This is a genomic window from Methylobacillus flagellatus KT (assembly GCF_000013705.1).
GTDB lineage: Bacteria > Pseudomonadota > Gammaproteobacteria > Burkholderiales > Methylophilaceae > Methylobacillus > Methylobacillus flagellatus.
The window spans coordinates 1,733,952-1,744,750 of the sequence record NC_007947.1 but is presented as its reverse complement, the minus strand read 5'-3'; the positions used below and the strand labels follow the sequence as shown (position 1 = coordinate 1,744,750).

10 protein-coding genes and 2 tRNA genes are annotated in these 10,799 nt (G+C 53.0%); 8 read left to right on the top strand and 4 right to left on the bottom strand.

The annotated features are described in order from the left end of the window. Positions 1 to 144 precede the first annotated feature (144 nt). Complete coding sequence (locus MFLA_RS08350) at positions 145 to 393, bottom strand: hypothetical protein (RefSeq protein ID WP_011479851.1); 249 nt, start codon at positions 391 to 393, stop codon at positions 145 to 147. Positions 394 to 825: 432 nt separating this feature from the next. On the opposite strand from MFLA_RS08350, the gene MFLA_RS14580 reads away from it, so the two are divergent. Beyond that, positions 826 to 1,134: a hypothetical protein gene (locus MFLA_RS14580; protein ID WP_195741981.1), complete on the top strand. Its 309-nt coding sequence runs from the start codon at positions 826 to 828 to the stop codon at positions 1,132 to 1,134. Positions 1,135 to 1,684: 550 nt separating this feature from the next. Here MFLA_RS14580 and MFLA_RS08345 read toward each other — a convergent pair. The 3 genes from MFLA_RS08345 to MFLA_RS08335 form a co-directional block, all read right to left on the bottom strand. Continuing rightward, positions 1,685 to 1,769: transfer RNA gene (locus MFLA_RS08345), tRNA-Leu, on the bottom strand. A gap of 123 nt (positions 1,770 to 1,892) precedes the next feature. Continuing rightward, entirely contained in the window at positions 1,893 to 2,174 is a 282-nt protein-coding gene (locus tag MFLA_RS14575; RefSeq protein ID WP_011479849.1) for a hypothetical protein, read from the bottom strand. A 501-nt stretch (positions 2,175 to 2,675) separates the two neighbouring features. Next, positions 2,676 to 2,762: transfer RNA gene (locus MFLA_RS08335), tRNA-Leu, on the bottom strand. 43 nt (positions 2,763 to 2,805) lie between these two features. Here MFLA_RS08335 and rnr point away from each other — a divergent pair. The 7 genes from rnr to ispG all read left to right on the top strand — a co-directional run bounded on the left by rnr (position 2,806) and on the right by ispG (position 10,780). Beyond that, positions 2,806 to 5,328 carry a ribonuclease R gene (gene rnr, locus MFLA_RS08330; RefSeq protein WP_011479848.1) on the top strand — a complete coding sequence of 841 codons (2,523 nt, stop codon included), beginning with the start codon at positions 2,806 to 2,808 and terminating at the stop codon, positions 5,326 to 5,328. Positions 5,329 to 5,332: 4 nt separating this feature from the next. Beyond that, positions 5,333 to 6,088: a 23S rRNA (guanosine(2251)-2'-O)-methyltransferase RlmB gene (gene rlmB / locus MFLA_RS08325; RefSeq protein ID WP_011479847.1), complete on the top strand. Its 756-nt coding sequence runs from the start codon at positions 5,333 to 5,335 to the stop codon at positions 6,086 to 6,088. Between the two features lie 230 nt (positions 6,089 to 6,318). Then, entirely contained in the window at positions 6,319 to 6,744 is a 426-nt protein-coding gene (gene ndk, locus MFLA_RS08320) for a nucleoside-diphosphate kinase (RefSeq protein ID WP_011479846.1), read from the top strand. Between the two features lie 12 nt (positions 6,745 to 6,756). Continuing rightward, a complete protein-coding gene (rlmN, locus tag MFLA_RS08315; RefSeq protein ID WP_011479845.1) occupies positions 6,757 to 7,845 on the top strand; it encodes a 23S rRNA (adenine(2503)-C(2))-methyltransferase RlmN in 1,089 nt (362 codons plus the stop codon). Next, positions 7,842 to 8,585 carry a type IV pilus biogenesis/stability protein PilW gene (gene pilW, locus MFLA_RS08310; RefSeq protein ID WP_011479844.1) on the top strand — a complete coding sequence of 248 codons (744 nt, stop codon included), beginning with the start codon at positions 7,842 to 7,844 and terminating at the stop codon, positions 8,583 to 8,585. Before rlmN ends, pilW begins: the two co-directional genes overlap by 4 nt. Before the next feature lie 2 nt (positions 8,586 to 8,587). Next, positions 8,588 to 9,490: a helix-turn-helix domain-containing protein gene (locus MFLA_RS08305; protein ID WP_011479843.1), complete on the top strand. Its 903-nt coding sequence runs from the start codon at positions 8,588 to 8,590 to the stop codon at positions 9,488 to 9,490. 3 nt (positions 9,491 to 9,493) lie between these two features. Then, a complete protein-coding gene (gene ispG, locus MFLA_RS08300; protein ID WP_011479842.1) occupies positions 9,494 to 10,780 on the top strand; it encodes a flavodoxin-dependent (E)-4-hydroxy-3-methylbut-2-enyl-diphosphate synthase in 1,287 nt (428 codons plus the stop codon). Positions 10,781 to 10,799 lie beyond the last annotated feature (19 nt).

The following is a 10,799-nucleotide window of genomic DNA, read 5'->3' as shown; positions in this document are numbered from 1 at the left end:
TATCCTCATCTGCCCTGAAGGCGCGTTGAAGCTATTGTTATAGGGCATGAGGAGTGAATGTAAGCTGTGATGGCAGGGAATACTGATGGGAAAAGACCAAACTTAAAGAAAGGCGATGATACTACCCGAAGAGTTATTGCAAGGTTAGCCCGCAATCACGGCCCGAACCGAGTTCAAGGCATCTTGCAATGTTTCTTCCGGAAGCGTGTTGATGTTGGTTGCCAGCAGTTCGGCTGCTTCTTCCGTTCCTGCTGGTAAATCGTGGCTGTCCAGTTCAGCAACCAACCCTGCGGCGGCGCCAGTCACTTTCAACAATGCCTGGCGTTCTCTCATCAGGATTTCAAGCTCGGCGCGTAGCATGTTGATTTCATCTTGGTTGATAGTGCTTTGCATAAATGAATTTCTTTCAATGCATGTCGATTTAGGGTGATATCGGCCAGCTTTGAGGCATGTGTCAAACGACAACCGAAAACATGGGGGAAGATTACTGGGGATGTGCAATATGACTTGTGATCAGCTTGAATTTTTGAGCCATCCAACCCCTAGCAAGCAGCCATTCTAACCTATTACAAGCAACATGCTCTAGCAAAAAACCATGACGTGCTGGGTTTGCATTCACGGCTTGATAGGTGGGTGTGATCAAGTATGCCCGTGGAAGCGCTGAACCATATTGATCATTCCTTGATCCTGACCCTTTCATCTCACAAATATCACAATATTTTCATTGAATATTCTTTAATTTGTAACTCAACAACAAATCTAAAAAATGAGGTATTATCACTTTTATCACTTTTTGTGATATTCATTCTTTCTACAAGGGGTTGAATGATGGAAAACTTTGAGTACTTGGGCCATTCAGTCGCCATTATCTGCAAACCTGATAGTCTTCATAGCTACACTTGGGTTGCTCTGGTTGATGATGATTTCCTGGAGCCATCCAAAGAAGACTCATCCTATTCAACTGCTGAGGCTGCTTGCTCCGCGGGTACAAGGGTTGCCATGCAATATCTTGAATCCCTCCAGCATGCTCCGGAAGCCGATGTTGCTGATGCCAAAGCCCATGAAAGAGTCATTCAGGCTCATATTCAGCAAGGTAGCGGCTTGAGCTTCCATACTATTTCAGCGCGCCATTGAGATTCAAAAGCCTCGGTTTGTTCCTGCATGATGCTTGCCTTGGCTTGCAGATTGGCCCCTCATTAAAGCAATAAATTTAGAGCTAGAGCTTTCTTAATTGAGGGGGGGCTGTAATGATGAATTAATCAAGGATTACAGCTGTCAGTTATCGAAGCGATCAAGTGAGTTGAGGCTGTGCTAGTGGTGCCTGCTGGGTTGTGAGTTTGGTATCAGTCCGCCATCTTTCATAAAGTGGGTTCCGAGTAGGAGAAATTTGCGGATCGCGCCCATCCGCGAAATTCTGTTGGCTGAGCGTGAAAAGCAGATGTCTGCAATCTTGTCGCGCTTGGATAGCGCTATCCGATGAGCCCCCAGCATTCGTTATCCTTCTGATTGCTGACATCGTCGCAGTTTAAGTATTTATCGAGCACGTCATCAAACGTCTTGCCGGGTATTTGAAGTTTGTCGCTTGAAAAATAGAGAGGCACTTGCTTGGGCATGAAAAAAGGCGCCAAACCGTCGTTTGCGCCTTGATTCTATTGATTTTATAGCTGTTTTGAACCACTGATTGTGGTGCGAAAGGAGAGACTCGAACTCTCACGCCTCGCGGCGCTGGAACCTAAATCCAGTGCGTCTACCAATTCCGCCACTTTCGCTTACTCTTCGGCTACTGCAGCTAATCAAAGCTTAATGCCAAGGGGAGGCGATTATAACGTAGTTTTCATGCTCAGCCAATTCATTATGGAATTGGCAATGAGGCAGTTTGTGTCCTAGGGAGGTCAATGAGTTGGTGTCGTTGAGTCATTGCATCTGAGTCTTTGTATTTTCAAGAATCTTCGCCCGAGTTCAGTCAGTTTCAGCATGGATACTTTTTCAATCTGCCAAGGATGTTCGCGGGACATGCTGGTAACAAACCATGGTTGCTTAATAAGGCCTTGCTTATAAGCATATTGAAGGCAGACGACTTCGACTTGAAACCGGGCGATGTCCTGAGGATTCGCGGCTTTCAATGTTGTTTCTCCGTTTTCTATTCTCAGTAAGGTTTGCAGAAGCTTATCCATGATGGTTCTCCCTGAGTTTATTGGGAAGCTAGAGATGGCATCTTGCTTTTGCTATTGATATGCGGAAGTGAATGGCTTTAATGCAGGACATTGCTTCGCAGTTTAGGAACGATTGCTCGATGCCGGAGTGTTGAGCCATCATAGAAAAATCCGCTCAGGCTCGGCTATAGGCAGTTTTACCAAGCTTGTGTCGGATAATTCCGACTGCGGAAAAATAAAGAGAGGGATAAGCTTCTGGCGCGAAACAGCCGTGGCAAAGTGTGATGATTGCTTGCGTTCACTTATTGCCATGTGGCAGTAGTGCATCGGGGCGGGGATAACCCATGGGTATTGAAGCTAGAGGGCAAAATAGAGAAGATATTGTCTTAGACCTGCAATGCTTTTAATGGGACAATGAGCTATGAGGATGTTCCATCAAATTTTCTTATCGCTAACCCAGCGGACAATAAAAAACCGCATCAGCTACAAAGTAAGCAATGATGCGGTTTCTAATAATTCTGTTGGTGCCCAGAAGAGGACTCGAACCTCCACAGTGTTGCCACCACTAGGACCTGAACCTAGCGCGTCTACCAATTCCGCCATCTGGGCATCGAATATCGATGAGCCGCGCATTTTATAGGAAAGCCATACTTTGTCAACGAAAAAAAAACAGATTGCAAAAACAGGTGTAAAAGAAGCCGCTCCTCAGCGCAAGCTCAAGGGCGGCCGGGCGGGTGACCCTTATGCCGAGCGGGAGCAGGAGAAATATGCCAACCCTTTACCTAGCCGGGAATTTATCTTGTCGGTGATGGAGGAGCAGGGCGTTCCCGTGACGGTGGAGGAGCTCTATCGCTTGGTTGGTGTCAAGAAATCCGAACAGGAAATTTTCTCACGCCGCCTGAGGGCGATGGAGCGTGATGGACAGATTATCCAGAACCGCAAGGGCGCCTTGTGCATTGCGGAGAAGGTGAATTTGCTGGCAGGAAGGGTGCAGGGGCATCCTGATGGTTTTGGCTTCTTCATTCCCGATGGTGGGGGAGACGATTTGTTCCTTTCCCCCCGGGAGATGGCCCAGGTGATGCATGGGGATCGCGTAATGGTGCGTCCCGCCGGTACCGACAGACGCGGCAGGCCGGAGGGGCGGATTGTCGAGGTGCTCGAGCGTGCGACCAAGACATTGGTTGGTCGGGTGATCAGCAGTCACGGGGTGACCATCGTCGCAGCGGAGGATAAGCGTGTTAACCAGGATATCCTGATTCCCTATCACCTTGATATGGGGGCGAAGGACGGGCAAGTGGTGACGGTTGAGCTGACCGAGCAGCCATCGATCCACGCCAAGCCGGTAGGAAAGGTGATCGAGATATTGGGCAATTATGCCGACCCGGGGATGGAAATCGAAATTGCCCTACGCAAGCATCATTTGCCCCATGAGTTTTCCGAAGCTGCGATCAAGCAGGCGCAGAAGTACCCTAAGAAGGTACGTGCTGCTGACTGGAAGGGGCGCATCGACTTGCGCGAGCTCCCCTTGGTGACGATTGATGGTGAAACTGCACGCGACTTCGATGATGCCGTCTACTGTGAACCTCAGGGGACAGGTTGGCGCCTGGTGGTGGCGATTGCTGATGTCAGTTTTTACGTCAGGCCGGGCGACAGTCTCGACAAGGATGCTTATGAGCGCGGTAATTCCGTTTATTTCCCGCGACGCGTGATTCCCATGCTTCCCGAGGCATTGTCCAACGGACTTTGCTCACTCAATCCCGATGTGGACAGGCTGTGCATGATCTGTGACATGCAGATCAGCAATACCGGGCGCATTAAGCAATATAAGTTTTATCCTTCCGTGATGCGCTCCAAGGCCAGGATGACTTATACCAAGGTCTTCGACATGATCAGCAATCCTGCTGGCGAGGTGGCCCGCGAGTACGATTGGCTGATGCCGCACGTGCAGCATCTATACAGGCTTTACAAAGTCATGTTGGCAGCACGCGAGAAACGTGGGGCGATCGAGTTCGAAAGCAATGAAACCTTGATGGTGTTCAACGATAACGGCAAGATCGAACGTATCGAAGCGACTTCCCGTAATGAGGCGCACAGGCTCATCGAGGAGTGTATGTTGGCTGCCAACGTCTGCGCTGCAAATTTTCTCGACAAGTGCAAGCACCCTGCCTTATACCGTGTTCACGATGGACCTACCGAAGAAAAGCTGGAAGCCTTGCGTACCTTCATGGGTGAGTTCGGCTTTACTCTGGGGGGGGGTGATACTCCGCATGCCAAGGACTATGGCAAGCTGCTGGCCCAGATCAAGGGGCGCCCGGATGAGCAGTTGTTGCAGACTGTATTGCTGCGTTCCATGCAGCAAGCTGTCTACAGTCCTGACAATATTGGCCACTTTGGTCTGGCTTATGAGGCATATACCCATTTCACTTCGCCAATCCGCCGTTATCCCGACCTGCTGATCCATCGGGCAATCAAGGCGGCCCTGAATGGCGAGGTGTACAAAGCGGGGGATTGGAATGAGCTTGGCAAGCACTGCTCCATGACCGAGCGGCGTGCCGATGATGCAACGCGGGACGTAGAAGCCTGGCTTAAGTGCTACTACATGCAGGACAAGATTGGTGAGGAGTTTGACGGCACGGTAGCGGGTGTGACCAGTTTCGGCCTGTTCGTGGCGCTGGATGGTGTCTACGTGGAAGGGCTGCTTCACGTGACTGAGTTGGGTAATGATTATTTCAATTACGACAAAGCCCGGCATGAAATGCTGGGCGAGCGGACTGGGGTCAGGTTTCGTCTCGGAGACAGGTTGCGCGTCAAGGTGAACCGCGTAGACCTTGAAACCAGCCGTATAGATTTTGGGCTTGTTGCCAGACAGGACCAGATGCAGGCATCATCCACTCCCCCAGCCCCAGCTAATCGCCGTCGTGGGAAGCCTGCCCCTGCTGCGGCGACAGTAAAAGCTGCGGCAGCGCCTGATGCGGAAAAGCCCAAGCGCCGCCAGTCTGCCACTGTCACGTCAACAGAGTTGCCGACCAAGTCCCCGGTGCAGGAGGCAGTGAAAAAGCCGAGGGCCCGCAGGGCCGATGCGACCCCGGCGCAGAAAACAACAAGGACGAGGCCGCCCCGCGCAAGCGGCGGAAAATCTCGTGCCACAGTGACAACCAAGAAGAAAGCTAGTTGATTGAATGAGTGACGTGCGTATTTTGTTTGGCTTTCATGCCGTATTGAGCCGTTTGCGCCAGCATGCGGCGAGCGTCCAGGAAGTCCTGGTCGACCAGGACAGGGTGGATGCGCGCATGAAGGATTTGTTGCAGATGGCGGAAGGCGCCAATGTACGGGTGATGCACGTGGAGCGGGCTCGCCTGGATGGCATGGCGGGCGGCAATGCTCGGCATCAGGGTGTGATTGCCCGTGTAGTGGATACCCCGATTCCCTACAAGGATATCCATGACATCCTGGAATCCGACCTGAAAGAGCCGCCATTTTTTCTAGTGCTGGATGGTGTGGAAGATCCGCATAACCTTGGTGCCTGCCTGCGGGTAGCCGATGCGATGGGGGTACATGCAGTGATTGCGCCCAAGGATCGCGCAGCAGGCCTGAATGCCACGGTACGCAAGGTGGCTTGCGGCGCCGCGGAAACTGTACCGTTTATTGCCGTGACCAATTTGGCGCGAACGCTGCGTGAACTCAAGGATGCCGGTGTGTTCATCGTGGGGGCTGCGGCAGAGGCAGATGCCGACTTACCATCTACCAATTTATCGGGCCCGCTGGCGCTGGTGCTGGGGGCGGAAGGGAGTGGTCTGCGCCGACTGACGCAGGAAACTTGCGACAGCTTGATCAGCATTCCGATGTTTGGCTCTGTTGAGAGTCTGAATGTATCGGTTGCCAGCGGTATTTGCCTGTATGAGGCACGCAGGCAGCGCATCCTGCAGCAGGCTTGACCGAGTTGGCGCAGGGCGAGTTTTTAGTGAAATCGCCAAGATGTCGTCCGCATGGTCTGTGTCGCGAGCCTGTCACTCGATCAGTTGATACTACATGCTCAGGACGGCCTGGTTTTTGCAGGCCGGGGGGCGGTAAATATTGCGTCCCAGCTTTATTTTGGGCCGCTAAAATGTTATTTTATCGGTCTTTCCGTAGTAGTTTTATCTAAATAATTATCTTTGGAGTCATCATGGCTGTTGAACGTACCCTATCCATTATCAAACCCGATGCAGTTGCGAAGAACGTGATCGGCAAGATCTATACCCGTTTTGAAGATGCCGGCCTCAAGATCATCGCTTCCAAGATGGTGCAACTGTCTCAGGCTGATGCTGAGGGTTTTTATGCAGTCCACAAGGAGCGCCCTTTCTTCAATGATCTGGTCAAGTTCATGATTTCCGGTCCAGTCGTCGTACAGGTGCTGGAAGGTGAAAATGCGGTGCTCAAGCACCGTGAGCTGATGGGCGCTACCGACCCGAAAAAAGCTGAGCCAGGTACTATCCGCGCTGACTTCGCCGATAGCATTGATGCCAATGCCGTTCATGGGTCAGACTCCCTGGAAAATGCTGCAGTCGAAATTGCCTATTTCTTTGCGCAATCCAATATTTACAGCCGCTGAGGTTGTCTCTGCATGACGGTCAATCTCCTCAATTTCAACCAGGCAGCGCTCGCAGAATATTTCCAAGGTATTGGCGAGAAGCCGTTCCGTGCCAAGCAGATGATGCGCTGGATGCATCACTTCGGCGTGAGCGATTTTGGGGAGATGACGGATATTGCCAAGGCATTGCGTGAAAAGCTGGCCAAGGAGGCTGTGGTTGCGCCTCCTTCAGTTCATCTGGAGCAAATATCGGAAGATGGGACGCGCAAGTGGTTGATTGACGTTGGGGCAGGCAATGGCGTCGAGACAGTGTTCATCCCCGAGGATGATCGCGGCACGCTTTGCGTTTCTTCGCAGGTAGGATGTGCGTTGGATTGCACATTCTGTTCTACCGGACGCCAGGGATTCAACCGTAATCTCAGCGTTTCCGAGATCATTGGTCAGTTATGGGTGGCGAACAAGGCGCTTGGTCGCGATCCCAAGGGGGACCGCATCATCAGCAATGTTGTCATGATGGGCATGGGCGAGCCGCTGGCCAATTTCGACAATGTCGTGGCAGCCATGAATATTATGCTGGACGATTCTGCTTATGGCTTGAGCCGTCGTCGCGTGACCTTGTCCACTTCTGGTATGGTGCCGGCCATGGACAGGTTGCGCGAGGAGTGTCCCGTGGCGCTGGCAGTGTCCCTTCATGCCCCCAATGATGCATTGCGTGACGAAATTGTGCCGATCAATCGCAAGTATCCCATTGCGCAGCTCATGGCGGCTTGCCAGCGTTATCTCGAAAAGGCGCCACGCGATTTTGTCACCTTCGAGTATGTGATGCTGGACGGTGTCAACGATACTGCCGAGCATGCCAGGCAATTGTTGAATATCGTTCAGGATGTGCCTTGCAAATTCAACCTGATTCCATTCAACCCTTTCCCGAATAGCGGCTACGATACCTCCAAGCCCGACAATATCCGCCGTTTTCGCGATATCCTCATGCAGGCAGGCTATGTCGTGACCACACGCAAGACCCGCGGCGAGGACATTGACGCGGCTTGTGGTCAGCTGGCTGGTAAGGTGCAGGATAAGACCAAGCGTTCGTTGCGCCGCATCAAAGTGGAGGCGGTTGCGTGAGGAAGTTCCTGGTGGGGGCTTGCTGCTTGTTGCTGATCGCTTGTGCCGCCACTGAAACCAAGCAGGATACCGAGGCAAGCCGTGAGCGCGCCCGTGTACATACCGAACTGGGTGCTGGATATTATGCCCAGAACCAGATTGCCGTGGCGTTGGAGGAATTTGAGCTTGCCGCGCAGATCAATCCTTCCTATGCGCCTGCCTATAACGGCCTTGGGCTAGTGTATGGCACATTGCGTGAAGACGAGAAGGCAGATGCAGCATTCCGCAAAGCGTTGCAGCTAGACCCGAAAAGCTCTGAAACGCGCAACAATTACGGTAGCTTTCTCTGCGCGCGCAACCGTATCGATGAATCTATCGTCCAGTTCATGGAAGCGGTCAAGAATCCGCTGTATGTCACGCCGGGCGTGGCATACATGAATGCTGGCACTTGCCTGCTACGTAAGAAGGATATTAAGCAGGCTGAGCTTTACCTGCAGCATGCCTTGCAATTGCAGCCACAATTATTTCAGGCAGGGTATCAATTGGCGGTGATTGCCCATAGTCGAGGCGAGTATGAGGCGGCGCGCGACTACCTTAAGCCTGCGTTGGAAAGTGACAGCCCAACCGCCGACATGCTTTGGCTGGGCATTAAGCTTGCTCGCGAAGCAGGCGACCGTGATAGTGAGGCCAGTTATGCTTTGCAGCTGAGGAGGAAATTTCCTCATTCCGAGCAAGCAAAACGATTATTGTCAGGACAGTAATAATGAGTGAGCAAGATTCTCCCGAGCAGGAGCTGCAGGCAGCGCCAGCCTCGATTGATCGTATCGGACCGACTCTGGTCGCCGCGCGGGAAAGTCTCGGCCTGGGGGCTGAGGATGTTGCGAATCGCCTGCGCCTCAGTCTACGCCAGGTGCAAGCACTGGAAAACGATGATTTTGCTGCATTGCCTGAAGCTGTCATCACGCGTGGGTTCATACGCAACTATGCGCGCCTGGTCAATATCGACGCAGCCCCTCTGCTGCGTGTCTACAGTCAATATGTACCTGTGCAGGACAGCCAGGCGATCAGCATCCCTTCTGCGAATATCGTGATTTCCGGCGAGGCGGGGGCGCCATGGCGGCCCTATATGTGGTTCGGGATATTGCTGGTCGTATTGATGGCTGGGTGGGTGCTGTATGTTGATTTCTATCAGGCGCATGATCCCGATACCGGATTATCGGAAGCGATAGTGGCTCCAATCTCGGATAAGGACGAATTGATTTCCGGCAAGCCTGAGGCAGAAGCGCTTGCTTCGCCTGATCCCATGCCGCCAGCACCTACAGATGAACCTGCTGCTGTTGAACAGCCGGCGGCTGTGCCAGCGACGCCATCCGCGGTTGAGATAACTCCTCCTATCGCTCAACCTGCTCTTGCATTGCCGGCGGCGGAAGATGCACGCATCAAATTTACCGTCACTGAGGCGACCTGGGTCAGCGTTTCAGATGCCAATGGTAAACAAATCATGAGTAAGACGCTTGAGCCCAATAGCGAGGAGGTCGTGACTGGCAAACCACCATTTAGGATTGTGGTTGGCAACATCCATGGCACCAAGCTGGAATACAATAACAACCCCGTTGATCTGGCGCCTTATGCCAAGGTCAATGTGGCCCGACTGACACTGGAGTAGAGCTTGGATCATCAATCTCTCAGCCGGCGCACTACCAAGACCGTCATGATCGGTCATGTTCCGGTAGGCAGTAGCGCCCCGGTAGTCGTGCAGTCCATGACCAATACCGATACCGCCGATGCTGCAGCTACGGTCCGTCAGGTGTATGAGCTTTGGCGTGCTGGCTCAGAAATCGTGCGTATTACCGTGAATTCGCCCGAGGCTGCCGCACAAGTGGGTGCCATCAGGCGTCAGCTTGACGATCTGGGGTGCAATGTTCCGTTGGTGGGTGACTTTCACTTCAATGGCCATCGTTTGCTGGCGCAATATCCTGATTGCGCCGAGGCGCTGGCGAAATATCGCATTAATCCGGGTAATGTAGGTAAGGGTTCCAAGCGGGACGAGCAGTTTTCTGCCATGATCAAGGCGGCAATCGACTACAACAAGCCTGTCCGCATCGGCGTAAACTGGGGCAGCCTGGATCAGGCCAAGATGGCGCGCATGATGGATGAAAACTCTAAGCGTGCCGCACCCTTGGCTGCGGATGCCTTGATGCGCGAAATGCTGATCCAGTCGGCATTGGAGAATGCCGCTGCAGCAGAGGAACTCGGCCTTCCCAGTGACCGCATCATTATTTCCTGCAAGGTGAGTGCGGTGCAGGACCTGATCAAAGTCTACCGCGACTTGGGTAGTCGCTGCGATTATCCATTGCACCTGGGGCTGACCGAGGCCGGCATGGGCTCCAAGGGAATCGTGGCGTCCACTGCGGCCTTGTCCGTATTGCTGCAGGATGGAATCGGCGACACCATCCGGGTATCGTTGACGCCAGAGCCTGGTGAGTCGCGGACCAAAGAAGTCGTGGTAGCGCAGGAGATCCTGCAGACCATGGGTATACGCTCATTTACTCCGCTGGTGACGGCCTGTCCAGGTTGCGGCAGGACGACTTCCACTTTCTTCCAGGAGCTCGCCCAGAAAATTCAGCACTACCTGCGCGATCAAATGCCTGTCTGGCGCAGCCAGTATCCCGGCGTGGAGAACATGAGCGTGGCCGTGATGGGCTGCGTCGTGAATGGGCCAGGCGAGTCCAAGCTTGCCAATATCGGCATCAGCCTGCCGGGGACGGGAGAGGTGCCAGTTGCTCCAGTCTATGTCGATGGGGAAAAAACTGTCACCCTCAAGGGAGAGAGAATTGCGGACGACTTCAAGGTGATCGTGGAAGAATATGTACGCGTCAATTATGCTGAGGGCGGGCGCCTCCGCCAGCAGGGCACGGGCACGGGTCTGAAGACCATCCCACTCAAGGCAATCTAGAAAACTATATTAATTCAAA